This window comes from Notoacmeibacter ruber, from assembly GCF_003668555.1.
Taxonomy (GTDB): Bacteria; Pseudomonadota; Alphaproteobacteria; order Rhizobiales; family Rhizobiaceae; genus Notoacmeibacter; species Notoacmeibacter ruber.
In genome coordinates, this window is record NZ_RCWN01000001.1 from 1,231,395 (window position 1) to 1,257,169 (window position 25,775).

Here is a 25,775-nt window from a genome sequence, read left to right on the forward strand (position 1 = left end):
CGTGTTGGTGATGAGTTATCATCCATGCGCCGAGATGTCGGCGAATCGGGGTGTCGGGTTCGCTTTGTTCCTTTGCATGAGGGACGGCGTCGAAAGAATAACGAACGGCAGGACGGCGGTCAGGCGACTCATGGCGACGACAAGAACCAAAAATCCCTTTGTCTATCTTCAGCAGGTGAGAGACGAAGCGCGGAAGGTGGTTTGGCCGAGCCGGCGCGAGACCGTGATCTCAACGATCATGGTTCTAGTGATGGCGGCTTTGGCCGCGGTCTTCTTTTTCGCTGCCGATCAGGTCTTCGCCATCGTTATCGAGCTCATTCTCAATATCGGCGTCTGACGTCGGACTAAGCGCTTTTTCGAGGGAAGCACATTTATTATGGCCGCACGTTGGTACATCGTTCACGCCTACGCGAACTTTGAAAAGAAGGTGAAGGAATCGATCGAGGAGCAGGCCAAACAGAAGGGTCTGTGGGATCATTTTGAAGACATCGTCGTGCCCACCGAAAAGGTCACGGAAGTGCGCCGCGGCCGCAAGGTTGACGCAGAGCGTAAATTCTTCCCCGGCTATGTGATGGTGCGGGCCGATCTGACGGACGATGTTTTCCATCTGATCAAGAATACGCCGAAGGTTTCCGGCTTTCTCGGTACCGATTCCAAGCCGATCCCGATCCCCGACCGTGAGGCCGATCAGATCCTGACGCAGGTTCAGGAAGGTGTCGAGCGTCCGAAGCCTTCGATTGTGTTCGAGGTTGGTGAAAATGTCCGCGTTTCGGACGGACCGTTCGCTTCGTTCAACGGGGTCGTTCAGGAAGTTGATGCGGAGCGTTCGCGCCTGAAAGTGGAAGTCTCGATTTTCGGTCGCGCGACGCCGGTCGATCTGGAATTCGGTCAGGTCGAAAAGACCTGATCGGCAGGCCGCCGCAAGGCGGCTTCGTCGGCGTCTTCGCGAAAGGAGGCGCCAAATTGGTGGAAGGGTGAGGGTGCTTAGCCGGCAGTCTCGAAACAGCCCGGACCACCAGGTTGCAACCGCCGTGCACATGCGCGGCAAAAACAAGGACAGGCAACATGGCAAAGAAAGTTGCTGGCGAACTGAAGCTGCAGGTGCCCGCGGGCTCTGCTGCTCCGGCTCCGCCCATTGGTCCCGCGCTCGGTCAGCGCGGCATCAATATCATGGAGTTCTGCAAGGCGTTCAACGCGCGTACGCAGGAGATGGAGAAGGGGATGCCTATCCCCACGATCATCACCTACTACCAGGACAAGAGCTTCACCTTCGTCACCAAGCAGCCGCCGGTGAGCTATTTCATCAAGAAGGCCGCAAGCCTGAAGTCGGGCTCCAAGGCGCCGGGCAAGGAAAGCGCGGGCAAGCTGACCTCGGCTCAGGTGCGAGAGATCGCAGAAGCCAAGATGAAAGACCTCAACGCGAATGATGTGGAAGCTGCCATGCGTATGGTAGAGGGATCCGCCCGTTCGATGGGTCTGCAGGTGGAGGGCTGATCTGATGGCAAAGCTTGCAAAACGGACCCAACAGGTTCGCGAAGGACTCGACCGCACGAAGAATTACGATCTCGGTGAAGCAATCTCCCTGATCAAGGAACGTGCGACGGCGAAGTTCGATGAAACCATCGAAGTTGCCTTCAATCTCGGAGTCGATCCCCGTCACGCCGACCAGATGGTTCGCGGTGTCGTCAATCTGCCGAATGGCACGGGCCGCGATGTTCGCGTCGCCGTCTTCGCACGTGGTGACAAGGCCGAAGAAGCCAAGGCTGCCGGCGCCGACGTCGTTGGTGCGGAAGACCTCGTCGATCAGGTCCAGGGCGGCAATATCGATTTCGATCGTGTGATTGCTACGCCGGACATGATGCCGCTCGTCGGTCGTCTCGGTAAGGTACTCGGCCCGCGTGGCATGATGCCGAACCCGAAGGTTGGTACTGTCACCCCGGATGTGACCGCAGCGGTCAAGGCTTCCAAGGGCGGCGCAGTCGAGTTCCGCGTCGAGAAGGCTGGTATCGTCCATGCCGGTGTCGGCAAGGCTTCTTTCGACGCTGACAAGCTGGTCGAAAACGTTCGCGCTTTCGCCGACGCGGTGAACAAGGCCCGCCCGGCGGGTGCCAAGGGCACCTATCTGAAGCGTATGAGCATCACTTCGACCATGGGCCCCGGCATCAAGGTCGATCTCGGCACTCTGAGCGCCGAATAAGAATTTGCAGGCGGCGGTCCCAACCGATCGTCGCCTGCACGAAATCCCGAGCGCCCTTGGGTGGTCGGGTCGGATGGAAACATCCGGACTATCCTGTCCGAGATTGCGGGCGGCTTTGCCTTAATCGCATGGCCCGCATGAGACGGGGTGAGGCCGGAAGCTGGCACAGGCCAGTGGATGGTTCGAACCGTATTCCGAGCCGGTGGCTGCTTTCGGCAGTCGAAGGTGAGGGGGCAGGACTATCGCTGTCGCGCCTTTTACTTCGAAGGCGCCGCATTTGAAGCCTGCTTCGGATGGGGTGCGGAAGAATGGAAGGCCGGCAAACTGCCAACCGACCGGCGACGATCGTCGGTCAAACGGAGAGACGAAGTGGATAGAGCGGAAAAACGCGAATTCGTCACCGAACTGAACGGCGTCTTCCAGAGCGCCGGTTCGGTCGTGGTGGCCCACTATACCGGTCTCAGCGTTGCGCAGATGAGCGATCTTCGCTCGCGTATGCGTGAAGCTGGCGGCACGGTGAAAGTCGCGAAGAACCGCCTCGCCAAAATCGCTCTTGAGGGTACGGAATCCGAAGGCATGGCTGACCTGTTCCAGGGTCAGACGCTAATTGCCTATTCGGAAGATCCGGTTACGGCACCGAAGGTTGCGGCCGACTTCGCCAAGGGGAACGACAAGCTCGTCATCCTCGGCGGAGCAATGGGCGCAACCATGCTCGACCAGTCCGGCGTGAAGCAGCTTGCTGATCTGCCGTCGCTGGACGAACTGCGCGCCAAGCTCGTCGGCATGATCAACACGCCGGCTACGCGCATCGCGGGTGTCACCCAGGCTCCAGCAGGCCAGTTGGCCCGCGTCCTTGGCGCCTATGCCCGAAAGAACGAAGAGGCGTGAGGCTTTCTTCACCCAACCATTCAACAACCTGTTCGAACTATCTGATAAGGAACTGATAACATGGCTGATCTCGAAAAGATCGTCGACGACCTGTCGAACCTGACTGTGATGGAAGCTGCTGAGCTTTCCAAGATGCTTGAAGAGAAGTGGGGCGTCTCCGCCGCTGCTCCGGTCGCTGTTGCGGCTGGTGGCGGTGCCGCTGCACCGGCTGAAGCTGCTGAAGAGAAGACCGAATTCGATGTCGTCCTGACCGACGCTGGTGACAAGAAGATCAACGTCATCAAGGAAGTCCGCGGCATCACCGGTCTCGGCCTGAAGGAAGCCAAGGACCTCGTTGAGAGCGCTCCGAAGCCCGTCAAGGAAGCCGTCTCCAAGGCCGAAGCCGAAGAGATGAAGAAGAAGCTCGAAGAGGCTGGCGCCAAGGTCGAGCTGAAGTAATCCGTCCCGACGGAGCAGTCGCCCGGCCCTGGCCGGGCGACTGTCTCGGGGCTGGCAGGGCGAATAAGCTCAGCCCAAACCCATTTCCTGAGAGCCCGACATCGGGTTTTCAGGAGACGGGTTTTGCCCGTTAGAGGTCAGGCTCATCGACTGGATGGATGAGAAGACCCTAGAGGACTCGCCACGAATGGATGGTGGCGATTATGGCCCGGTCCGGGGCCACTGTGGATGACGACGAGGAAATGACGCATGGCGCAGACCCAGACATTCAATGGTCGCAAGCGCGTAAGGAAGTTTTTCGGGCACATCCCCGAAGTTGCCGAGATGCCGAACCTGATCGAGGTTCAGAAAGCATCTTATGATCAGTTCCTTATGGTGGACGAGCCCGAAGGTGGCCGTTTGGAAGAAGGCCTTCAGGCTGTCTTCAAGAGTGTTTTCCCGATCTCCGATTTTTCGGGTTCGGCAATGCTGGAATTCGTTCGCTACGAATTCGAAGCTCCCAAGTTCGATGTGGATGAGTGCCGTCAGCGCGATCTGACATTTGCTGCGCCGCTGAAGGTGACGCTGCGTCTGATCGTGTTTGATGTCGACGAGGACACCGGCGCTAAGTCCATCAAGGACATCAAGGAGCAGGACGTCTATATGGGCGACATGCCCCTGATGACGGGCAATGGTACGTTCATCGTGAACGGCACCGAGCGCGTGATCGTTTCGCAGATGCACCGTTCGCCGGGCGTCTTCTTCGATCACGACAAGGGCAAGAGCCACTCTTCCGGCAAGCTTCTTTTTGCAGCCCGCGTTATCCCTTATCGCGGCTCCTGGCTGGATATCGAGTTCGACGCCAAGGACATCGTCCACGCGCGTATCGACCGTCGCCGTAAGCTCCCGGTGACGAGCCTGCTGATGGCGCTTGGTCTCGATGGCGAAGAAATCCTGGAATTCTTCTACGAGAAGAATCCTTACAGCCGTGACAAGGATGGCTGGCGGATCCCGTATTCGCCGGAGCGTTTCCGCGGCATGAAAACGGTCACTGATCTGGTCAACGCCGATACGGGCGAAGTCGTGGTCGAGGCCGGCAAGAAGATCACGCCGCGCCAGGCCAAGAAGCTGGCAGAAGGCGGACTTCAATTCATCCGCGCTACGGACGACGAGGTTATCGGCTCCTATCTCGCCGAAGACGTCGTCAACGTTGAAACCGGCGAGATCTTCTTCGAAGCCGGCGACGAGATCGACGAGAAGGCGCTCGAGAAGCTCAATGAGCTGGGCATCGACGAACTCCAGATCCTCGATATCGACCACGTCAATGTGGGCGCTTACATTCGTAACACTCTCGCGGCCGACAAGAATGAAAGCCGGCAGGACGCTCTGTTCGATATTTATCGCGTGATGCGTCCGGGCGAACCGCCCACAATCGATACGGCGGAAGCGATGTTCCAGTCGCTTTTCTTCGACTCGGAGCGCTACGACCTTTCTGCCGTTGGCCGCGTCAAGATGAACATGCGACTTGGCGAGAACGCCGAGGACACTGTTCGTACGCTGCGCAAGGAAGATATTCTGGCCATCGTGAAGACGCTGGTCGAGATGCGCGACGGACGGGGCGAGATCGACGATATCGACAACCTCGGCAACCGCCGTGTGCGGTCCGTCGGCGAACTGATGGAAAACCAGTATCGCGTCGGCCTGTTGCGCATGGAGCGCGCCATCAAGGAGCGCATGTCGTCGATCGAGATCGACACGGTCATGCCGCAGGATCTCATCAACGCCAAGCCGGCAGCCGCCGCAGTGCGTGAGTTCTTCGGTTCATCGCAGCTGTCGCAGTTCATGGACCAGACGAACCCGCTGTCCGAAATCACGCATAAGCGTCGCCTTTCGGCGCTTGGACCGGGCGGCCTGACCCGTGAGCGTGCCGGCTTCGAAGTGCGCGACGTTCACCCGACCCATTATGGCCGTATCTGCCCGATCGAAACGCCGGAAGGCCCGAACATCGGTCTGATCAACTCTCTCGCCACCTTTGCGCGGGTGAACAAGTACGGCTTCATCGAAAGCCCTTACCGGACTGTCCGTGATGGCAAGGTCACCCACGAGGTGAACTATCTGTCGGCGATGGAAGAACAGAAGCACCATGTCGCCCAGGCTAACGCGGAACTGAACGAAGACGGTTCCTTCGTCGAGGAATTCGTCGTCTGCCGCCACGCCGGTGAAGTGATGCTTGCGCCTCGTGAGAACGTCGATCTCATGGACGTCTCGCCGAAGCAGCTTGTCTCGGTCGCCGCGGCGCTCATCCCGTTCCTCGAGAACGATGACGCCAACCGCGCCCTGATGGGCTCGAACATGCAGCGTCAGGCTGTGCCGCTGGTTCGTGCGGAAGCGCCGTTTGTCGGCACTGGCATGGAGCCGATCGTGGCTCGCGACTCCGGCGCTGCAATCGGTGCACGGCGGACGGGTATCGTCGATCAGGTGGATGCAACGCGTATCGTTATTCGCGCCACGGAAGATATCGATCCGGGCAAGTCCGGCGTCGATATTTACCGCCTGATGAAGTTCCAGCGTTCCAACCAGAACACCTGTATCAACCAGCGTCCGCTGGTTCGGGTGGGCGACAAGATCACCAAGGGCGACATCATTGCCGATGGTCCCTCCACCGATCTGGGCGATCTTGCGCTGGGCCGGAACGTGCTCGTCGCGTTCATGCCCTGGAACGGCTACAACTACGAGGACTCCATCCTGCTCTCCGAGCGGATCGTCCGCGACGACGTCTTCACCTCGATTCATCTTGAGGAATTCGAGGTCATGGCCCGCGACACCAAGCTCGGGCCGGAAGAGATCACGCGCGATATCCCGAACGTCTCGGAAGAGGCTCTGAAGAATCTCGACGAAGCCGGTATCGTCTATATCGGTGCGGAAGTTGGACCTGGCGATATTCTCGTCGGCAAGATCACGCCCAAGGGCGAAAGCCCGATGACGCCGGAAGAGAAGCTTCTGCGCGCCATCTTCGGTGAGAAGGCGTCCGACGTTCGCGATACCTCGATGCGTATGCCGCCCGGCACCTTCGGCACCGTCGTCGAAGTGCGCGTCTTCAATCGCCACGGCGTTGAAAAAGACGAGCGCGCGATGGCGATCGAGCGTGAGGAGATCGAGCGTCTCGCCAAGGACCGTGACGATGAACAGGCCATTCTCGACCGTAACGTCTACGGACGTCTGGAGGAGATGCTGGTCGGTCAGTCGGCGATTGCCGGTCCGAAGGGGTTCAAGAAGAACACCGAGGTGACGGCCGAGACTCTTCAGGAGACGCCGCGCAGCCAGTGGTGGCAGTTCGCGGTCGAGGACGAGCAGCTTCAGACGTCGCTCGAAGCGCTTCGTGGCCAGTACGATGAATCCAAGAAGGCGCTCGAGCAGCGCTTCATGGACAAGGTCGAAAAGGTTCAGCGCGGCGACGAGATGCCTCCTGGCGTCATGAAGATGGTCAAGGTCTTCGTGGCCGTGAAGCGCAAGATTCAGCCCGGCGACAAGATGGCAGGCCGCCACGGCAACAAGGGTGTGGTTTCCCGCATTCTGCCGTGCGAGGACATGCCGTTCCTGGAAGATGGAACGCACGTCGATATCGTGCTGAACCCGCTGGGTGTGCCGAGTCGAATGAATGTCGGACAGATTCTCGAAACCCATCTGGGTTGGGCCTGCGCCGGCATGGGACGTCAGATCGGCGATCTTCTCGAAGCCTATCAGGAAGGCGGCGACATGACGCCGCTGCGCAAGGCCATCGAGGCGATCGTGCCGGACAATGACCGCAACGAACCGGTTCGCGACTATGACGACGAGTCTGTTGTCGAACTGGCCAGTCAGATGAAGCGCGGCGTCTCCATCGCCACGCCAGTCTTCGACGGTGCCATTGAGCCGCAGATCAACGACATGCTTGAGCAGGCAGGTCTTTCCGCAAGCGGTCAGAGCACGCTCTATGATGGCCGTACGGGTGAGGAATTCGACCGTCAGGTGACAGTCGGCTACATCTACATGCTGAAGCTGCACCACTTGGTGGACGACAAGATCCACGCACGCTCCATCGGGCCGTACAGCCTGGTCACGCAGCAGCCGCTGGGCGGTAAGGCGCAGTTCGGCGGCCAGCGTTTCGGGGAGATGGAGGTCTGGGCGCTCGAAGCCTACGGCGCCGCCTACACCCTGCAGGAAATGCTGACGGTGAAGTCGGACGATGTGGCGGGCCGGACCAAGGTCTACGAGGCGATCGTCCGTGGTGACGATACGTTCGAGGCCGGTATTCCGGAGAGCTTCAACGTTCTGGTCAAGGAGATGCGTTCTCTCGGTCTCAATGTCGAGCTGGAGAACAGCGCGGTCGACCCCGACGAGATCGAGCATCAGCAATTGCCGGACGCGGCAGAATAACGACGCCAGTCGCGCGGACCAACCCGGTCCGCGCGGCACGCTCCTGATGGCGGGAGCGGAAAATCCTTCCGCCATCATAATGCCGGCGAGCGGTGCACGAGGACAACGGCACCCGCCGGTTACCGGAATAGGGCCAAAGGGCCCCAAAAGGAGAATGGCATGAACCAGGAAGTCATGAACCTGTTCAACTCACAGGCTCCGGCTCCGACCTTCGACAGCATCCGCATTTCGCTGGCGAGCCCGGAGAAGATCCTGTCCTGGTCCTACGGCGAAGTGAAGAAGCCGGAGACCATCAACTATCGCACGTTCAAACCCGAGCGTGACGGTCTGTTCTGCGCGCGTATCTTCGGCCCGCAGAAGGACTATGAGTGCCTGTGCGGCAAGTACAAGCGCATGAAGTACAAGGGCATTATCTGCGAAAAGTGCGGCGTCGAAGTCACGCTTTCGCGGGTTCGCCGTGAGCGCATGGGCCATATCGAGCTCGCCGCTCCGGTCGCGCATATCTGGTTCCTGAAGAGCCTGCCGAGCCGCATCGCGACGCTGCTCGACATGACGCTCAAGGATATCGAGCGCGTCCTTTACTTCGAGAACTACATCGTCACCGAGCCCGGCCTCACCAGTCTTCAGGACAATCAGCTCCTGAGCGAGGAAGAGTACCTGACCGCCGTCGACGAGTTCGGCGAGGACAGCTTCACCGCGATGATTGGCGCCGAGGCCATCCGCGAAATGCTCGCCGCGATGGAGCTGCCGAAGATCGCCGTCGAATTGCGCGAGGACCTTGCCGATACGACGTCCGAACTGAAGCAGAAGAAGCTCCTGAAGCGTCTCAAGGTCGTCGAGAACTTCATCGAATCGGGCAACAAGCCTGAATGGATGATCCTGACGGTCGTGCCGGTCATTCCGCCGGATCTGCGTCCGCTGGTGCCGCTGGATGGCGGCCGCTTCGCGACCTCCGATCTGAACGATCTCTACCGCCGTGTCATCAACCGCAACAACCGTCTGAAGCGGCTGATCGAACTGCGCGCGCCGGGCATCATCATCCGCAACGAGAAGCGCATGCTTCAGGAAGCGGTCGATGCGCTGTTCGACAATGGCCGTCGTGGCCGCGTCATCACGGGTGCCAACAAGCGCCCGCTGAAGTCGCTCTCCGACATGCTCAAGGGTAAGCAGGGCCGGTTCCGCCAGAACCTGCTCGGCAAGCGCGTCGATTATTCCGGCCGCTCCGTTATCGTGACGGGTCCGGAGCTGAAGCTCCACCAGTGCGGACTCCCAAAGAAGATGGCTCTGGAGCTTTTCAAGCCGTTCATCTATGCGCGCCTCGACGCCAAGGGCTATTCGTCCACGGTCAAGCAGTCCAAAAAGCTGGTGGAGAAGGAAAAGCCGGAAGTCTGGGATATCCTGGACGAGGTCATTCGTGAGCATCCGGTCCTGCTGAACCGTGCGCCGACGCTTCACCGTCTCGGCATTCAGGCCTTCGAGCCGGTTCTGATCGAGGGCAAGGCCATCCAGCTTCACCCGCTGGTTTGTACCGCCTTCAACGCCGACTTCGATGGCGACCAGATGGCCGTCCACGTCCCGCTTTCGCTGGAAGCCCAGCTTGAAGCGCGCGTCCTGATGATGTCGACCAACAACATTCTCCATCCGGCAAACGGCGCGCCGATCATCGTGCCGTCACAGGATATGGTGCTTGGTCTCTATTATCTGTCGATCGTCAACGAGAACGAGCCGGGCGAAGGCATGGTCTTCGCCGATATGGGCGAATTGCATCACGCGCTGACGACCGGCGCGGTGACGCTTCACGCCAAGATCAAGGGTCGTTTCAAGACGGTCGATGCGGAAGGCAATCTGGTTTCGAAGATCTATGACACCACACCAGGTCGCATGATCATCGGCGAATTGCTGCCCAAGAACGTCAATGTCCCGTTCGAAACCGTCAACCAGGAGATGACCAAGAAGAACATCTCCCGGATGATCGATACGGTCTATCGTCACTGCGGTCAGAAAGAGACGGTCATTTTCTGCGACCGCATCATGGCGCTCGGCTTCGGTCAGGCGTGCCGTGCGGGCATCTCCTTCGGCAAGGATGACATGATCATTCCCGACGCCAAGGCCAAGATGATCGAGGAAACCGAGACGCTCGCCAAGGAATATGAGCAGCAGTACAATGACGGCCTGATCACTCAGGGCGAAAAGTACAACAAGGTGGTCGACGCCTGGGCCAAGTGCTCGGAGAAGGTCGCCGAAGAAATGATGAAGGGCATCAAGGCGATCGAATTCGACGCCGAGACGAACCGTCAGAAGCCGATGAACTCCATCTACATGATGAGCCATTCGGGTGCGCGTGGTTCTCCCGCCCAGATGCGTCAGCTTGCTGGTATGCGCGGCCTCATGGCCAAGCCGTCCGGTGAGATCATCGAAACGCCGATCATTTCGAACTTCAAGGAAGGCCTGACCGTCCTTGAGTACTTCAACTCAACCCACGGCGCCCGCAAGGGACTGGCGGATACCGCGTTGAAGACGGCGAACTCGGGTTACCTGACCCGCCGCCTTGTCGACGTGGCGCAGGACTGCATCGTCGTGAAGGCCGACTGTGGCACCGATAAGGGGCTCACCATGACCCCGATCGTCGATGCCGGTCAGGTCGTTGCGTCGATCGGCCAGCGCGTGCTCGGCCGTACATCGCTTGATGATATCGTCGATCCGAAGTCCGGTGAGACACTTGTTTCTGCCGGCAAGACGATCGACGAGCGTGATGTTGATGCCATCGAGACCGCTGGCATTCAGACGGTCCGTATCCGCTCGGCCCTGACCTGCGACGTCAAGGTCGGCGTTTGCGCCGTGTGCTACGGTCGCGACCTGGCGCGCGGTACGCCGGTCAATCTCGGTGAGGCTGTCGGCGTTATCGCCGCGCAGTCGATCGGTGAGCCCGGCACCCAGCTGACCATGCGTACCTTCCACATGGGCGGTACGGCACAGGTGGTGGATACCTCGTTCCTCGAGGCGTCCTATGGCGGCACGGTCAAGCTCAAGAACCGGTCGGTCGTGCGGAACTCTGCAGGCGATCTCATCGCGATGGGCCGCAACATGGCTATCGCCATTGTTGACGAGAAGGGCGAAGAGCGGGCGAGCCACCGCGTGACCTACGGTTCGCGTCTGTTCGTCGACGATGGAGACAGCATCAAGCGCGGTCAGCGTATCGCCGAATGGGATCCGTACACCCGTCCGCTTCTGACTGAGGTCGAAGGCCGGGTGGAGTTCGAGGAACTGATCGACGGCGTCTCGATGGCGGTGACCGAGGACGAGTCCACGGGTATCACCAAGCGCGAAGTCATCGACTGGCGGTCCACTCCACGGGGCGCGGACCTGAAGCCGGCTCTCATCATCGAAGGCAAGGACGGCAAGCCGGCCAAGCTGGAGCGTGGCGGCGAAGCCCGCTACATGATGAGCGTGGAAGCCGTGCTGTCGGTCGAGCCTGGCGCACACGTCAAGCCCGGCGACGTTCTGGCGCGTATCCCGATGGAAAGTGCCAAGACCAAGGACATCACCGGTGGTCTGCCGCGTGTTGCGGAACTGTTCGAGGCTCGTCGTCCGAAAGATCATGCCGTGATCGCAGAGATCTCCGGCACGATTCGTTTCGGTCGCGATTACAAGAACAAGCGCCGCATCATGATCGAGCCGAACGAGGAAGGCGTCGAGCCGTCGGAATATCTCATTCCGAAGGGCAAGCCGTTCTATCTTCAGGATGGCGATGCCATCGAGAAGGGCGACTACATCCTTGACGGCAACCCGGCACCGCATGACATCCTGGCGATCAAGGGTGTGGAGGCTCTGGCTTCCTACCTCGTCAACGAGATTCAGGAGGTTTACCGGCTGCAGGGCGTGCTGATCAACGACAAGCACATCGAGGTCATCGTCCGGCAGATGCTGCAGAAGGTCGAAGTGACCGAGCAGGGCGAGTCGCTCTATATTCCGGGCGACAATGTCGACCAGATCGAGTTCGACGAAGTGAACCAGAAGCTGATTGAGGAGGGCAAGAAGCCCGCCAAGAGCCAGCCTGTTCTTCTGGGCATCACCAAGGCTTCGCTCCATACGCCGTCCTTCTTCTCGGCAGCCTCCTTCCAGGAGACCACCCGCGTCCTCACCGAGGCGGCAGTTGCCGGAAAGACCGACACGCTGCAGGGCCTGAAGGAGAACGTGATTGTCGGACGCCTGATCCCCGCGGGTACGGGTGGCGCGATGAACAAGATTCGCCGCGTGGCTTCGTCTCGCGACGATCTGATTCTCGAGGAGCGCAAGCGTGCTGCCGAAACCGACGCCGGTGCAGCCATGCTGTCCGATATGAGCGAAGAGCCAGCCGAATAAGCAGCATCGCTGGAAGCTTGCAGGAAAGAAAAGGGCCGCATCCTACGATGCGGCCCTTTTTCGTGATCAGCTGCGGCGGTAGCGGAAATTCAAATCCAGTACCCGTAAACGTGCTTATCGATTCTCACTGCCGCTGGCGCGACTCAGTCCTCGTTGTGTTCATCATCATCAACGATGATGATGGCGATCTCGCCTTCGAGCGCACCCTGATAGGCCGAAGCGTGGGGCTCTTCATCCGGCTCTTCGAGAATCTCGCCGATCTGTTCGAATTCGACTTCTGCAAATCCCTCCTGTTGGAGCGACTGCGCGGCGCGTCGCACCGCGGTGTCGTCGTCCGGTGCTGAAAGCAGAATATGGACGCGCTCTGCCGCCTCGTCCTTTTCACGCCAGACCCGACCGGTGATGATCTGCACTGTGCTGGATTCGCCGTCGCTCATACGGTTGTTTCCTCATTGTTTGGAGAGTCGTTTCAGGGTTCATGGCAGAACGCATATAGGTTGCGGCAGCGCGATCGCCATGCGACAAAGACCGCGATGCCCAGCCCGCACTGTGCCACGGAGATTCCTTCGTTTCAGCTGTTGACTTGTGCCGATTCCACGGTTACATCGCCAACGTCTGAGCCGATGTGAGGTTGTTTTTCGCGGACGACGCGTCCGCTGAAGTGAAACCTCAAACAGGGTTCGAACAGCGAGCGAAGACATTTTCGTGTTGCAAGAAGGGGTTGGTCAACCATCCCTTTCCTCTGCGTTTATCGGGGCAAGCCGTGCGAAAGCATAGCACGGCGCAGGCCCCGTTTCGCGCACGTCAATGACTGCTCGGGCCGGGCCCTCGCAAGGGCGACAGACAAAGAATTTGGAATAGGGAAGGTGAAATGCCGACCATCAACCAGCTAGTCCGCAAGCCGCGCAAAGCGCCCGTTAAGCGCAACAAGGTGCCGGCCATGGAGCAGAATCCGCAGAAGCGCGGCGTATGTACGCGCGTCTACACCACCACGCCTAAGAAGCCGAACTCGGCTCTTCGTAAGGTTGCCAAGATCCGCCTGACCAATGGTTATGAGGTGATCGGCTACATTCCGGGCGAGGGTCATAATCTTCAGGAGCACTCGGTCGTCATGATCCGTGGTGGTCGCGTGAAGGACCTTCCGGGTGTCCGTTACCACATCATCCGTGGCGTGCTCGACACCCAGGGCGTGAAGGACCGCAGGCAGCGTCGTTCGAAATACGGCGCCAAGCGTCCGAAGTAAGAGATTGAGGGGAGGGCGCTTTTTGTGATGCGTCGCTCCCGAGGTTCGTAGAGACAGGAAAAGCGATGTCCCGTCGTCACCGCGCAGAAAAGCGAGAGATCAACCCGGATCCGAAGTTCGGCGATCTTGTCGTGACCAAGTTCATGAACGCCATCATGTATGACGGCAAGAAGTCCGCCGCAGAGCGGATCGTCTATGGTGCGTTCGATCAGGTTGAGGGTAAGGCCAAGGCCGATCCGCTCGCTCTCTTTCATGAGGCGCTCGACAATGTCGCGCCACATGTCGAAGTGCGTTCGCGTCGCGTCGGTGGTGCAACCTACCAGGTGCCGGTCGAGGTTCGTTCCGAGCGTCGTCAGGCTCTCGCTATTCGTTGGCTGATCAATGCTGCCCGCGGTCGCAATGAGACCACGATGGTTGATCGCCTTTCCGGCGAATTGATGGATGCTGCAAACAACCGCGGTTCGGCCGTGAAGAAGCGCGAAGATACGCACCGCATGGCGGAAGCGAACCGCGCCTTCTCGCACTACCGCTGGTAATCGGCATCGAATGTACGGAGGTCACTGATGACCCGCGAATATAAAATCGAAGATTACCGCAACTTCGGCATCATGGCGCATATCGACGCTGGCAAGACCACGATGACCGAGCGGATCCTGTTCTATACGGGTAAGTCGCACAAGATCGGTGAAGTGCACGACGGCGCCGCCACCATGGACTGGATGGAGCAGGAGCAGGAGCGTGGCATCACGATTACCTCTGCTGCGACCACCACATTCTGGCAGGGCCGCGATGGCAAGAAGCGCCGCTTCAACATCATCGACACCCCCGGACACGTGGACTTCACCATTGAAGTCGAGCGTTCGCTTCGTGTGCTCGATGGTGCTGTCGCCCTGCTGGATGCCAATGCCGGTGTCGAGCCGCAGACCGAAACGGTCTGGCGTCAGGCTGACAAGTATCATGTTCCGCGCATGATCTTCGCCAACAAGATGGACAAGACCGGCGCGGATTTCTTCCGTTGCGTCGAGATGGTCAAGTCGCGTCTTGGTGCGAAGCCGGTCGTTCTTCAGCTGCCGATCGGCGCCGAAAATGATTTTGCCGGCGTTGTTGACCTTATCGAGATGAACGCTCTGATCTGGAAGTCCGAGAACCTCGGAGCCGATTGGGATGTCGTCGAGATTCCGGACGATCTGAAGGCTCAGGCCGAAGAGTATCGCGAGATGCTGATCGAGGCGGTCTGCGAAATCGATGACGAGTGGACAGAGAAGTATTTGGAAGGCGAAATGCCTGACAACGACACGATCCGCGCTCTCATCCGCAAGGGTACGCTGTCGGTCGATTTCTTCCCGATGATGTGCGGCACCGCATTCAAGAACAAGGGCGTTCAGCCCCTTCTGAACGCTGTCGTTGACTATCTTCCGTCTCCGGTTGAGGTTCGCGCCATCAAGGGTGTCGATCCCAAGACCGATGAGGAGATGGTTCGCAAGTCATCCGACGACGAGCCGCTTTCGATGCTCGCCTTCAAGATCATGAACGACCCGTTCGTTGGCTCGCTGACCTTCGCTCGTGTCTATTCCGGCGTCCTGAACAAGGGCTCCGGCGTCATGAACACGGTCAAGCAGAACCGTGAGCGTATCGGCCGCATGCTGCAGATGCACTCCAACAGCCGCTCCGACATCGAGGTCGCTTATGCTGGTGACATCGTTGCTTTGGCTGGCCTGAAGGACACGACCACGGGCGATACGCTTTGCGATCCGCTGAAGCCGGTCATTCTCGAGCGTATGGAATTCCCCGATCCGGTCATCCAGATCGCGATCGAGCCGAAGACCAAGGCCGACCAGGAAAAGATGGGCGTGGCTCTCAACCGCCTTGCCGCTGAGGATCCGTCCTTCCGCGTCAAGAGCGACGAGGAAAGCGGTCAGACGATCATCGCAGGCATGGGCGAGCTCCACCTTGATATTCTCGTCGATCGCATGAAGCGCGAGTTCAAGGTCGAGGCCAATGTCGGCGCGCCGCAGGTGGCTTATCGCGAGACGATCACCAAGGCTGCGGATATCGATTACACCCACAAGAAGCAGTCGGGTGGTTCGGGCCAGTTCGCCCGCGTCAAGATCACTTTCGAGCCGAACCCCGAGGGCGAGGATTTCGTTTTCGAATCCAAGATCGTCGGCGGCAACGTCCCGAAAGAGTACATTCCGGGCGTCCAGAAGGGCATCGAAAGTGTTCTGTCTTCCGGTCCGGTTGCTGGCTTCCCGATGCTCGGCGTTAAAGCAACGTTGACCGATGGCGCCTTCCACGATGTCGACTCCTCGGTTCTGGCCTTCGAGATTGCGGCGCGCGCCGCATTCCGCGAAGGCGCTCAGAAGGCTGGCGCACAGCTTCTCGAGCCGATCATGAAGGTCGAAGTCGTGACACCGGAAGACTATATGGGTGACGTGATCGGCGATCTAAACAGCCGTCGCGGTCAGATTCAGGGCACGGAAAGCCGCGGTATCGTTCAGGTGATTAATGCCTACGTACCGCTGGCCAACATGTTCAAATACGTTGACAGCCTGCGCTCGTCGACGCAGGGACGCGCCCAGTACACCATGCATTTTGATCACTACGAGCCCGTTCCTTCGAACGTCGCTCAGGAAATCCAGGCGAAATACGCTTCGTAAGATCAAACGAAACGACAACTGAATTCGGCTGCGATGCAGCCAGTGAATTGAATGGAGGCCTCATATGGCAAAGGGTAAATTCGAGCGTAACAAGCCGCACGTGAACATTGGCACGATTGGTCACGTTGACCACGGCAAGACGTCGCTGACGGCAGCGATCACGAAGTATTTCGGTGATTTCCGTGCCTATGACCAGATTGACGCGGCGCCTGAAGAGAAGGCACGCGGCATCACGATTTCGACGGCGCATGTGGAATATGAGACGGACGATCGTCACTACGCCCACGTGGACTGCCCGGGCCACGCCGACTATGTGAAGAACATGATCACGGGTGCGGCGCAGATGGACGGCGCGATCCTGGTCGTTTCGGCAGCTGACGGCCCGATGCCGCAGACCCGCGAGCACATTCTTCTGGCCCGCCAGGTTGGCGTTCCTGCGATCGTCGTGTTCCTGAACAAGGTCGACCAGGTTGACGATGAAGAGCTTCTTGAGCTGGTCGAGCTGGAGGTTCGCGAACTTCTTTCGTCCTACGAATTCCCGGGCGACGACATTCCGATCGTCAAGGGTTCTGCGCTTGCGGCTCTGGAAGATTCCAACAAGGAAATCGGCGAAGACGCGGTTCGCGCTCTGATGAAGGAAGTCGACGCCTACATTCCGACGCCGGAGCGTCCGGTTGACCAGCCCTTCCTGATGCCGATCGAGGACGTGTTCTCGATTTCGGGTCGCGGTACGGTTGTGACGGGTCGCGTCGAGCGCGGCATCATCAATGTTGGCGACGAGATCGAGATCGTCGGCATTCGCGACACGTCGAAGACGACCTGCACGGGCGTGGAGATGTTCCGCAAGCTTCTGGATCAGGGGCAGGCTGGCGACAATATCGGTGCGCTGCTTCGCGGTGTGGACCGTGAGGGCGTCGAGCGCGGCCAGGTTCTGGCCAAGCCGGGTTCTGTGAAGCCGCACAAGAAGTTCAAGGCGGAAGCCTACATCCTGACGAAGGAAGAGGGTGGCCGTCATACGCCGTTCTTCACGAATTACCGTCCGCAGTTCTACTTCCGCACGACGGATGTGACGGGCATCGTGACGCTTCCGGAAGGCACCGAGATGGTGATGCCGGGCGACAATGTGACGGTGGACGTTGAACTGATCGTTCCGGTTGCGATGGAAGAGAAGCTTCGCTTCGCCATCCGCGAGGGCGGCCGCACCGTCGGTGCCGGTATCGTCGCTTCCATCACCGAATGAGCCTGTTTTCGGCGGCGGGCGGACACCCGCCCGTCACCACCGAATAAGGAATGTCTTTCATGAACGGACAGAACATCAGGATCCGCCTCAAGGCGTTCGATCACCGCATCCTGGACACGTCGACGCGCGAAATCGTTTCGACGGCCAAGCGGACCGGCGCCAATGTACGCGGCCCGATACCGCTTCCGACGCGGATCGAGAAGTTCACGGTCAACCGTGGTCCGCACATCGACAAGAAGAGCCGCGAACAGTTCGAGATGCGCACGCATAAGCGTCTTCTCGACATCGTGGATCCGACCCCGCAGACCGTCGATGCGCTGATGAAACTCGATCTGGCCGCCGGCGTGGATGTCGAGATTAAGCTCTAAGGAGCTTTCATGACTGTCGCATGACAGTCCTCTGAAACGAATTCGCGAACACCGAAAGAATGGTTGTACCGCGAGAGAATGTAAGGATTGAACCGATGCGTTCAGGTGTCATTGCACAAAAGCTGGGCATGACCCGTGTCTATAATGAGGCGGGCGAGCATGTGCCGGTGACCGTTCTCCGGATGGAGAATTGTCAGGTTGTCGCGCAGCGCACCACGGATAGGAACGGTTACACCGCCGTTCAGCTCGGCGTTGGCTTGCGCAAGGTGAAGAATGTTGCGAAGGCCCAGCGCGGCCAGTTCGCTCAGGCTTCTGTCGAGCCGAAAGCCAAGCTCTGTGAATTCCGGGTTTCCGAAGACAATTTGATCGATATCGGAGCGGAGATCACGGCCGAGCATTTCGTGCCCGGTCAGCTAGTCGACGTTGCCGGTGTCACGATCGGTAAAGGCTTTGCCGGTGTCATGAAGCGCCACAACTTCGGTGGTGGCCGGGCGACACACGGTAACTCGGTCAGCCACCGTTCGCACGGTTCGACCGGTCAGTGTCAGGATCCAGGCAAGGTCTTCAAGAACAAGAAGATGGCTGGTCATATGGGCCAGACTCGTGTCACCACTCAGAACCTGCAGATCGTGTCGACGGACGTCGACCGTGGTCTGATCCTGGTTCGCGGTGCCGTTCCTGGCTCCAAGGGCGCCTGGATCGAAGTTCGCGACGCGGTCAAGAGCAATCTTCCCGACAATGCGCCGAAGCCGGCCGCCATTCGTGGCAACGGTTCTGCCGCCGCTGAGGCCGAAGCCCCGGCGACCGAAGGAGCGGAATGATGGACGTCAAGGTCAACACGATTGCCGGTGAAGAAGCCGGTACGATTTCGCTCGACGATGCGATCTTTGGCCTGGAGCCGCGTGACGATATCCTTTACCGGGTCGTTCGCTGGCAGCGCGCCAAGAAGCAGCAGGGCACGCATAAGGCGCTTCAGCGTAGCGAGATTTCTCGCACTGGCGCCAAGATGTATCGCCAGAAGGGTACGGGCCGCGCCCGTCATTCTTCGGCACGTGCTCCGCAGTTCCGCGGCGGTGGCAAGGCACACGGACCCGTTGTCCGTAGCCATGCCCACGATCTTCCGAAGAAGGTTCGCGCTCTCGGTCTGAAGCATGCGCTTTCGGCCAAGGCGAAAAGCGACAGCCTGATCGTCGTCGACGAGTTGAAGATCTCGGAAGCCAAGACCAAGGCGCTTCTCGGCTCCTTCGGCAAGCTTGGCATCAACGATGCGCTCTTCATCGGTGGCGCGGAAGTGGATCAGGGTTTCGCCCGCGCCGCTTCCAACATCCCTCACGTGGACGTGCTGCCGGTTCAGGGCATCAATGTTTACGACATTCTGCGTCGCGGAAAGCTCGTTCTTTCCCGTGCGGCTGTCGAAGCTCTCGAGGAGCGGTTCAAATGAGCGATCTCAGCCACTACGACGTCATCGTCAGCCCGGTCATTACCGAGAAGTCGACGATGGCTTCGGAAAACAATCAGGTGGTCTTCAACGTTGCCAAGACCGCTACGAAGCCGGAAATCAAAGCTGCCGTCGAGACCCTCTTCGGCGTCAAGGTGACCGGTGTGAATACTCTTGTCCGTAAGGGCAAGGTCAAGCGCTTCCGCGGCCGGATCGGCCGTCAGAGCGACGTCAAGAAGGCAATCGTGACGCTAGCGGATGGTCAGTCCATCGACGTCACGAGTGGCCTTTGATCGAGCCGGAAGGACGAGTAGACAATGGCACTGAAGACATTCAATCCGGTTACGCCGAGCCTGCGCCAGCTGGTGCTGGTCGATCGGGAGGGCCTCCACAAAGGCAAGCCCGTAAAGGCGCTGACCGAAGGCCTCACCAAGAGTGGCGGCCGTAACAATAATGGCCGCGTCACCGCCCGTTATATCGGTGGCGGTCACAAACGGACCTACCGTCGCATCGATTTCAAGCGTCGCAAGTTCGGCGTTGAAGCAACCGTCGAGCGGCTGGAATATGATCCGAACCGGACCGCGTTCATCGCGTTGATCCGCTATGAGGACGACGAGCTGTCCTACATTCTGGCGCCGCAGCGCCTGGCTGTCGGCGACAAGGTGATGGCCGCGGACAAGGCGATCGACGTCAAGCCCGGCAACACCATGCCTCTTGAGCGTATGCCGGTTGGTACGATCGTCCATAATGTCGAGATGAAAATCGGCAAGGGCGGACAGATTGCCCGTTCGGCAGGCGCTTATGCACAGCTCGTGGGCCGTGACTCCGGCATGGCGATCCTTCGCCTGAATTCCGGCGAACAGCGTCTCGTTCACGGCGGCTGCCTGGCTACGGTCGGCGCGGTCTCCAATCCGGACCACGCCAATATCAATCTTGGCAAGGCCGGTCGTAAGCGCTGGCTCGGTAAAACACCGCATGTTCGCGGCGTTGTGATGAACCCGGTCGACCACCCCCACGGTGGTGGTGAAGGTCGGACCTCCGGTGGCCGTCATCCGGTCACGCCGTGGGGCAAGCCGACCAAGGGCAAGCGCACCCGTTCGAACAAGTCGACCGACAAATACATCATGCGTTCGCGCCATGCGCGTAAGAAGTAAAGGAAGGGCAGCCTAGTGACCCGTTCAGTCTGGAAAGGCCCGTTTGTCGACGGCTACCTCCTGAAGAAGGCCGACAAGGTCCGTGAAGGTGGTCGTAACGAGGTGATCAAGACCTGGAGCCGTCGCTCCACGATCCTGCCGCAGTTCGTCGGCCTCACCTTCGGCGTCTATAACGGCCAGAAGCACATCCCGGTTTCCGTGTCCGAAGATATGGTCGGCCACAAGCTCGGCGAATTCTCGCCGACGCGGACCTATTACGGCCACGGCGCCGACAAGAAGGCGAGAAGGAAGTAATCATGGGTAAGGCCAAGGCCCCACGCCGCCTGGCGGATAATGAGGCGCGCGCGGTCACACGCACAATTCGTGTGAGCCCGCAGAAGCTTAACCTTGTTGCTGCCATGATTCGCGGTAAGAAGGCGCAGACAGCGCTCGCCGATCTGGAATTTTCGCGCAAGCGCATCGCCGGCACGGTCAAGAAGACGCTGGAAAGCGCCATCGCCAATGCCGAGAACAATCATGATCTGGACGTCGACGCTCTCGTCGTTGCGGAAGCTTTTGTCGGCAAGTCGATTGTCATGAAGCGTTTCCACGCTCGTGGCCGCGGTCGTGCCAGCCGGATCGAAAAACCGTTCTCGCATCTGACGATCGTCGTGCGCGAAGTCGAAGAGGAGACGGCCTGATGGGTCACAAGATCAATCCTGTCGGGCTGCGCCTCGGCATCAACAAGACGTGGGACAGTCGCTGGTTCGCCGCTTCTGGCGAATATGCGGAACTGCTCCACGAGGACATCAAGATCCGGACCTATCTTGAGAAGGAGCTGAAGCAGGCTGCTGTCTCCAAGGTCGTGATCGAACGTCCGCACAAGAAGTGCCGCATTACTATTCATGCTGCTCGTCCGGGTCTCATCATTGGGAAGAAGGGCGCCGACATTGAGAAGCTGCGTCGTAAGCTTTCGGAAATGACCGATAGCGACGTGCACCTCAATATTGTTGAAGTCCGTAAGCCTGAAGTCGATGCCACGCTGGTCGCTCAGTCGATCGCACAGCAGCTTGAGCGCCGCGTTGCGTTCCGGCGTGCTATGAAGCGTGCCGTTCAGAGCGCAATGCGCCTCGGAGCGGAAGGCATTCGTATCAATTGCGGCGGCCGTCTCGGTGGCGCCGAGATCGCTCGTACCGAGTGGTATCGCGAAGGCCGGGTTCCGCTGCATACGCTGCGCGCTGATGTCGATTACGGCACGGCCGAAGCTGAAACCGCTTACGGTATATGCGGTGTGAAGGTCTGGATTTTCAAGGGCGAGATCCTTGAGCACGATCCGATGGCCTCTGAACGCCGTGCGACCGAAGGTGACAACAAGGGTGGCGGTGGCCGCCGCCGCGAGAACGCCTGAGCGGCGCCCCGCTGAACGATTGGAGTAAAGACCGATGCTGCAGCCGAAGCGCACGAAGTATCGCAAACAGTTTAAGGGCCGTATCAGCAACCGTGCCAAGGGTGGCGCAGCGCTGAATTTCGGTTCCTACGGTATCAAGGCTCTCGAGCCGGAACGCGTCACTGCGCGTCAGATCGAAGCCGCCCGCCGTGCCATCACCCGCCATATGAAGCGCCAGGGCCGCGTCTGGATCCGTATTTTCCCGGATCTGCCCGTGACCTCCAAGCCGACTGAAGTGCGTATGGGTAAGGGCAAGGGCTCCGTTGATTATTGGGCCGCCCGCGTTTCACCGGGTCGCATCATGTTCGAGATCGACGGTGTCAACGAAGAAATCGCGCGCGAAGCGCTTCGTCTCGGCGCGGCCAAGCTGCCCGTCAAGACGCGCTTCGTGCAGCGCATCGCCGAATAAGAGGAGCGCTAGCGCCATGAAAGCCGCCGACGTCCGGGCGATGAGCCCCGACCAGCTGAACGACAAGCTTGCGGAGCTGAAGAAAGAGCAGTTCAACCTGCGCTTTCAGGCCGCCAGCGGTCAGCTGGAAAAGACCGATCGCGTACGCACCGTGCGTCGTGATATCGCCCGAATCAAAACAATTGCCCGCCAGAAGGCGGCCGAAAACAAGGGCTGAGAGATATGCCAAAGCGCATCCTTCAGGGCACTGTGGTGTCAGACAAGAACGACAAGACCGTTGTCGTCCGCGTCGAACGCCGCTTCACCCATCCGCTGTTCAAGAAGACGGTCCGCTCGACCAAGAAGTATAAGGCGCACGACGAGTCCAATGCCTGCAAGGTAGGAGACCGCGTGCTGATCCAGGAGAGCCGGCCAATTTCGAAGGACAAGAACTGGGTCGTCGTGAATGACGCTCAGCAGGCCTGATTCGGAACAGGTCGTTCAACTTTTGAATATCAATCATTGGGGGCAGGGCGGTCCCGTCCGGTCCCCCGCAATTTTGAAGGCGGTCAGTCATGATTCAGATGCAGACTAACCTCGACGTCGCCGATAATTCGGGCGCCCGCCGGGTCCAGTGCATCAAGGTGCTGGGCGGCTCCAAGCGGAAATACGCTTCGGTGGGCGACATCATTGTCGTCTCCGTCAAGGAAGCCATTCCGCGTGGCCGAGTAAAGAAGGGTGATGTGATGAAGGCGGTCGTGGTTCGCACGGCCAAGGACATCCGTCGTCCGGACGGCAGCGTCATTCGCTTCGATAAGAACGCCGCTGTTCTTGTCGATAATAAAAAAGAGCCCGTCGGCACCCGTATCTTCGGACCGGTTCCGCGCGAACTTCGCGCCAAGAGCCACATGAAGATCATTTCGCTGGCTCCGGAAGTGCTCTGAGGAGAACGGACCATGCAGAAGATTCGCAAAGGCGATAAGGTCATGGTGCTGACTGGCAAGGACAAGGGCCGTACCGGCGAAGTCCTGGAAGTCAGACCGAAGGATGATCGCGCATTGGTGCGTGGCATCAACATGATCAAGCGCCATCAGCGTCAGACACAGACGCAGGAAGCCGGCATCGTTGCAAAGGAAGCAGCGATCCATCTGTCCAACCTGGCCCTTGTCGACAAGGACGGAAAGCCGACCCGCGTCGGTTTCGATGTTCGTGATGGCAAGAAGGTCCGCATTGCCAAAAGTTCGGGAGAAGTGATCGATGGCTGAGGCAAATTACGCGCCGCGGCTGAAGTCTCAGTACGACGACACGATCCGCGGTCTCATGACCGAACAGTTCGGCTACAAGAACCAGCACGAAGTGCCTCGGCTCGAGAAGATCGTTCTGAATATGGGTGTCGGCGAGGCGACTGCCGATTCCAAGAAGCCGAGCATCGCTGCCGATGATCTGGCGCTCATTTCGGGTCAAAAGCCCGTCGTGACCCGAGCTCGCAACTCGATTGCCGGCTTCAAGGTCCGTGAAGGCATGCCGATCGGCGCGAAGGTCACGCTTCGGCGTGAGCGCATGTATGAGTTTCTTGACCGCCTGATCACGATCGCGCTACCGCGCGTTCGCGACTTCCGCGGCTTGAATCCCAAGAGCTTCGACGGTCGTGGCAACTTTGCCATGGGCCTGAAGGAGCATATCGTCTTCCCCGAGATCAATTACGACAAGGTCGACCAGATCTGGGGCATGGACATCATCGTCTGCACGACCGCCAAGACGGATGATGAAGCGCGCGAACTTCTGCGTGGCTTCAACTTCCCCTTCCGGCAGTAACGGCAAGCGAAAAGGAGCCTCTTATGGCAAAAGTCTCTGCTGTTGAGAAAAATCAGAAGCGCCGCCGCATGGCGAAGAAGTACGCCGACAAGCGTGCTGCGCTGAAGAAGATCATCATGGATCGGTCCGCCCCGCTTGATGAGCGCTTTTCCGCTCAGCTCAAGCTGGCTGCGCTGCCGCGTAACTCGGCGAAGAATCGTATCCGTAACCGTTGCGGTGTAACGGGCCGTCCGCGCGCCTATTACCGCAAGCTCAATATGAGCCGTATCGCGCTGCGTGAGCTTGGCTCCGTCGGCCTGATTCCGGGCCTCAAGAAGTCCAGCTGGTAAGGAGCATTGACATGTCGGTGAATGATCCTCTTGGTGATATGCTCACCCGCATCCGCAACGGGGCCCTGCGTCGGAAGACTTCGGTCTCCACGCCAGGTTCGAAGTTGCGCGCGCGTGTTCTCGATGTTCTCAAGGAAGAAGGCTACATCCGCGACTACGCCGTCACGGAATATGAAAATGGCCGTTCGGACATTGAGATCGAACTGAAATACTATGAAGGCCAGCCGGTCATCCGCAAGATCGAGCGGGTGAGCAAGCCGGGCCGCCGGGTTTATGCTTCGGTGAAGAATATTCCGCAGGTCGCCAACGGCCTCGGCATTTCCATCCTGTCGACGCCTCGCGGCGTTTTGGCGGACCACTCGGCTCGTGAACAGAATGTCGGCGGGGAAGTTCTCTGCCAGATCTTCTAAGCCGGGCCCAACGGAAACGATAGAACAGGGATACGATCATGTCTCGTATCGGTAAGAAACCGGTTGCCGTGCCGGATGGCGTTACCGCCTCCGTCGACGGTCAGACCGTCAAGGCCAAGGGCCCGAAGGGTGAACTCCAGTTCACCGTCGCCGAGGAAGTATCGGTTGCGATGGAAGACGGCGCAGTCGCCGTCGAGCCGCGCAACGAAACGAAGGTAGCTCGCTCCAAGTGGGGCATGAGCCGCACCATGATCGCCAACATCATGGAAGGCGTGAAGGATGGTTTCGAGCGCAAGCTCGAGATCAACGGTGTCGGTTATCGTGCCGCCATGCGTGGCAAGGACCTTCAGCTCTCGCTCGGCTTCAGCCACGAAGTCATCTATGAAGCGCCGGAAGGCGTGACCATCACCGTGCCGAAGCCGACGGAGATCACGATCTCCGGCATCGACAAGCAGGTGGTCGGTGAAACTGCGGCCAAGATTCGCGAATATCGTCCGCCGGAGCCCTACAAGGGCAAGGGTGTGAAGTATGCCGAAGAGCGGATTGTCCGCAAAGAAGGCAAGAAGAAGTAAGGAACGGAAGATCATGGCTTACAAGACTCCCGTCCAGAAGCGCGCCTTTCGCGTCCGCAAGAAGCTCCGCCAGGTGGCCGCTGGCCGCCCGCGGCTTTCGGTCTACCGGTCGGGCCTGAATATCTACGCCCAGATTATCGATGACGCGAAAGGCCACACGGTTGCGGCCGCTTCGACGCTCGACAAGGATCTGCGCAGTTCTTCTGGCGCCAATGTCGATGCGGCAGCCTCTGTTGGAAAGCTCATTGCCGAGCGTGCCAAGGAAGCTGGCGTCACCGAGGTCGTCTTCGACCGCGGACCGTATATCTATCATGGTCGCGTCAAGGCTCTTGCCGATGCGGCACGTGAGGGTGGTCTCACCTTCTGATTTGATGTATTGACCGGCCGCCGCTGCTTCGCGGAAGCGAAGTGGGGGCCGATCTTTAAACCCAATCGCCAGTTTTCCGGAAAAGAAC

31 protein-coding genes are annotated in these 25,775 nt (G+C 59.3%); 30 read left to right on the forward strand and 1 reads right to left on the reverse strand.

Annotated elements, in window-relative coordinates:
• Positions 1-130 precede the first annotated feature (130 nt).
• From secE to rpoC, 8 genes are all read left to right on the forward strand, one after another.
• Positions 131-337 carry a preprotein translocase subunit SecE gene (gene secE, locus D8780_RS05810; RefSeq protein WP_121644756.1) on the forward strand — a complete coding sequence of 69 codons (207 nt, stop codon included), beginning with the start codon at positions 131-133 and terminating at the stop codon, positions 335-337.
• A 39-nt stretch (positions 338-376) separates the two neighbouring features.
• Entirely contained in the window at positions 377-907 is a 531-nt protein-coding gene (gene nusG / locus D8780_RS05815; RefSeq protein WP_121644757.1) for a transcription termination/antitermination protein NusG, read from the forward strand.
• A 158-nt stretch (positions 908-1,065) separates the two neighbouring features.
• The gene (gene rplK / locus D8780_RS05820; RefSeq protein ID WP_121644758.1) at positions 1,066-1,494 is read left to right on the forward strand and encodes a 50S ribosomal protein L11; all 429 of its coding nucleotides are present in this window, start codon (positions 1,066-1,068) and stop codon (positions 1,492-1,494) included.
• Between the two features lie 4 nt (positions 1,495-1,498).
• The gene (rplA, locus tag D8780_RS05825; RefSeq protein WP_121644759.1) at positions 1,499-2,197 is read left to right on the forward strand and encodes a 50S ribosomal protein L1; all 699 of its coding nucleotides are present in this window, start codon (positions 1,499-1,501) and stop codon (positions 2,195-2,197) included.
• 369 nt (positions 2,198-2,566) lie between these two features.
• Complete coding sequence (rplJ, locus tag D8780_RS05830) at positions 2,567-3,085, forward strand: 50S ribosomal protein L10 (RefSeq protein WP_121646400.1); 519 nt, start codon at positions 2,567-2,569, stop codon at positions 3,083-3,085.
• A gap of 60 nt (positions 3,086-3,145) precedes the next feature.
• On the forward strand, positions 3,146-3,523 hold the full coding sequence (rplL, locus tag D8780_RS05835; protein ID WP_121644760.1) for a 50S ribosomal protein L7/L12: 378 nt from the start codon (positions 3,146-3,148) through the stop codon (positions 3,521-3,523).
• Between the two features lie 249 nt (positions 3,524-3,772).
• The gene (rpoB, locus tag D8780_RS05840) at positions 3,773-7,918 is read left to right on the forward strand and encodes a DNA-directed RNA polymerase subunit beta (protein WP_121644761.1); all 4,146 of its coding nucleotides are present in this window, start codon (positions 3,773-3,775) and stop codon (positions 7,916-7,918) included.
• A 159-nt stretch (positions 7,919-8,077) separates the two neighbouring features.
• A complete protein-coding gene (rpoC, locus tag D8780_RS05845) occupies positions 8,078-12,280 on the forward strand; it encodes a DNA-directed RNA polymerase subunit beta' (protein WP_121644762.1) in 4,203 nt (1,400 codons plus the stop codon).
• A 143-nt stretch (positions 12,281-12,423) separates the two neighbouring features.
• Here rpoC and D8780_RS05850 read toward each other — a convergent pair whose 3' ends face one another.
• Positions 12,424-12,717, reverse strand: coding sequence for a transcriptional regulator (locus D8780_RS05850; protein ID WP_121644763.1), 294 nt, complete (start codon positions 12,715-12,717; stop codon positions 12,424-12,426).
• Between the two features lie 434 nt (positions 12,718-13,151).
• Between D8780_RS05850 and rpsL the strand changes: the two genes are divergently transcribed.
• From rpsL to rplR, 22 genes are all read left to right on the forward strand, one after another.
• Positions 13,152-13,523, forward strand: a complete 372-nt coding sequence (gene rpsL, locus D8780_RS05855) for a 30S ribosomal protein S12 (RefSeq protein ID WP_121644764.1) — start codon at positions 13,152-13,154, stop codon at positions 13,521-13,523.
• A 65-nt stretch (positions 13,524-13,588) separates the two neighbouring features.
• Positions 13,589-14,059 (forward strand): 30S ribosomal protein S7, encoded by a 471-nt coding sequence (rpsG, locus tag D8780_RS05860; RefSeq protein WP_121644765.1) that lies wholly within the window; start codon positions 13,589-13,591, stop codon positions 14,057-14,059.
• A 27-nt stretch (positions 14,060-14,086) separates the two neighbouring features.
• The gene (gene fusA, locus D8780_RS05865; protein WP_121644766.1) at positions 14,087-16,180 is read left to right on the forward strand and encodes an elongation factor G; all 2,094 of its coding nucleotides are present in this window, start codon (positions 14,087-14,089) and stop codon (positions 16,178-16,180) included.
• 64 nt (positions 16,181-16,244) lie between these two features.
• On the forward strand, positions 16,245-17,420 hold the full coding sequence (gene tuf, locus D8780_RS05870) for an elongation factor Tu (protein WP_121644751.1): 1,176 nt from the start codon (positions 16,245-16,247) through the stop codon (positions 17,418-17,420).
• A 59-nt stretch (positions 17,421-17,479) separates the two neighbouring features.
• On the forward strand, positions 17,480-17,788 hold the full coding sequence (gene rpsJ, locus D8780_RS05875) for a 30S ribosomal protein S10 (RefSeq protein ID WP_094078384.1): 309 nt from the start codon (positions 17,480-17,482) through the stop codon (positions 17,786-17,788).
• A gap of 95 nt (positions 17,789-17,883) precedes the next feature.
• Positions 17,884-18,609 (forward strand): 50S ribosomal protein L3, encoded by a 726-nt coding sequence (rplC, locus tag D8780_RS05880; RefSeq protein WP_121644767.1) that lies wholly within the window; start codon positions 17,884-17,886, stop codon positions 18,607-18,609.
• Entirely contained in the window at positions 18,609-19,229 is a 621-nt protein-coding gene (gene rplD / locus D8780_RS05885; RefSeq protein ID WP_121644768.1) for a 50S ribosomal protein L4, read from the forward strand. The genes rplC and rplD overlap by 1 nt, the downstream gene beginning before the upstream one ends.
• Positions 19,226-19,519 (forward strand): 50S ribosomal protein L23, encoded by a 294-nt coding sequence (locus tag D8780_RS05890; protein WP_121644769.1) that lies wholly within the window; start codon positions 19,226-19,228, stop codon positions 19,517-19,519. The genes rplD and D8780_RS05890 overlap by 4 nt, the downstream gene beginning before the upstream one ends.
• A 24-nt stretch (positions 19,520-19,543) precedes the next feature.
• Positions 19,544-20,380: a 50S ribosomal protein L2 gene (rplB, locus tag D8780_RS05895; protein ID WP_121644770.1), complete on the forward strand. Its 837-nt coding sequence runs from the start codon at positions 19,544-19,546 to the stop codon at positions 20,378-20,380.
• A gap of 15 nt (positions 20,381-20,395) precedes the next feature.
• Complete coding sequence (rpsS, locus tag D8780_RS05900; protein WP_094077933.1) at positions 20,396-20,674, forward strand: 30S ribosomal protein S19; 279 nt, start codon at positions 20,396-20,398, stop codon at positions 20,672-20,674.
• A 2-nt stretch (positions 20,675-20,676) separates the two neighbouring features.
• Positions 20,677-21,060: a 50S ribosomal protein L22 gene (gene rplV / locus D8780_RS05905; protein WP_121644771.1), complete on the forward strand. Its 384-nt coding sequence runs from the start codon at positions 20,677-20,679 to the stop codon at positions 21,058-21,060.
• Positions 21,060-21,767, forward strand: coding sequence for a 30S ribosomal protein S3 (gene rpsC, locus D8780_RS05910; RefSeq protein WP_121644772.1), 708 nt, complete (start codon positions 21,060-21,062; stop codon positions 21,765-21,767). The genes rplV and rpsC overlap by 1 nt, the downstream gene beginning before the upstream one ends.
• Before the next feature lie 34 nt (positions 21,768-21,801).
• Positions 21,802-22,215: a 50S ribosomal protein L16 gene (gene rplP, locus D8780_RS05915; protein ID WP_121644773.1), complete on the forward strand. Its 414-nt coding sequence runs from the start codon at positions 21,802-21,804 to the stop codon at positions 22,213-22,215.
• A gap of 16 nt (positions 22,216-22,231) precedes the next feature.
• A complete protein-coding gene (gene rpmC, locus D8780_RS05920) occupies positions 22,232-22,432 on the forward strand; it encodes a 50S ribosomal protein L29 (protein ID WP_121644774.1) in 201 nt (66 codons plus the stop codon).
• 5 nt (positions 22,433-22,437) lie between these two features.
• The gene (rpsQ, locus tag D8780_RS05925; RefSeq protein ID WP_121644775.1) at positions 22,438-22,680 is read left to right on the forward strand and encodes a 30S ribosomal protein S17; all 243 of its coding nucleotides are present in this window, start codon (positions 22,438-22,440) and stop codon (positions 22,678-22,680) included.
• An 89-nt stretch (positions 22,681-22,769) separates the two neighbouring features.
• Complete coding sequence (rplN, locus tag D8780_RS05930; RefSeq protein WP_121644776.1) at positions 22,770-23,138, forward strand: 50S ribosomal protein L14; 369 nt, start codon at positions 22,770-22,772, stop codon at positions 23,136-23,138.
• 12 nt (positions 23,139-23,150) lie between these two features.
• Entirely contained in the window at positions 23,151-23,459 is a 309-nt protein-coding gene (gene rplX, locus D8780_RS05935) for a 50S ribosomal protein L24 (protein WP_121644777.1), read from the forward strand.
• On the forward strand, positions 23,452-24,009 hold the full coding sequence (gene rplE / locus D8780_RS05940; protein WP_121644778.1) for a 50S ribosomal protein L5: 558 nt from the start codon (positions 23,452-23,454) through the stop codon (positions 24,007-24,009). Before rplX ends, rplE begins: the two co-directional genes overlap by 8 nt.
• Positions 24,010-24,032: 23 nt before the next feature.
• Positions 24,033-24,338: a 30S ribosomal protein S14 gene (gene rpsN / locus D8780_RS05945; RefSeq protein ID WP_121644779.1), complete on the forward strand. Its 306-nt coding sequence runs from the start codon at positions 24,033-24,035 to the stop codon at positions 24,336-24,338.
• Positions 24,339-24,349: 11 nt separating this feature from the next.
• Positions 24,350-24,748, forward strand: a complete 399-nt coding sequence (gene rpsH / locus D8780_RS05950) for a 30S ribosomal protein S8 (RefSeq protein ID WP_121644780.1) — start codon at positions 24,350-24,352, stop codon at positions 24,746-24,748.
• 38 nt (positions 24,749-24,786) lie between these two features.
• On the forward strand, positions 24,787-25,320 hold the full coding sequence (rplF, locus tag D8780_RS05955; RefSeq protein WP_121644781.1) for a 50S ribosomal protein L6: 534 nt from the start codon (positions 24,787-24,789) through the stop codon (positions 25,318-25,320).
• A 13-nt stretch (positions 25,321-25,333) separates the two neighbouring features.
• Positions 25,334-25,687: a 50S ribosomal protein L18 gene (rplR, locus tag D8780_RS05960; RefSeq protein WP_121644782.1), complete on the forward strand. Its 354-nt coding sequence runs from the start codon at positions 25,334-25,336 to the stop codon at positions 25,685-25,687.
• Positions 25,688-25,775: the final 88 nt, after the last annotated feature.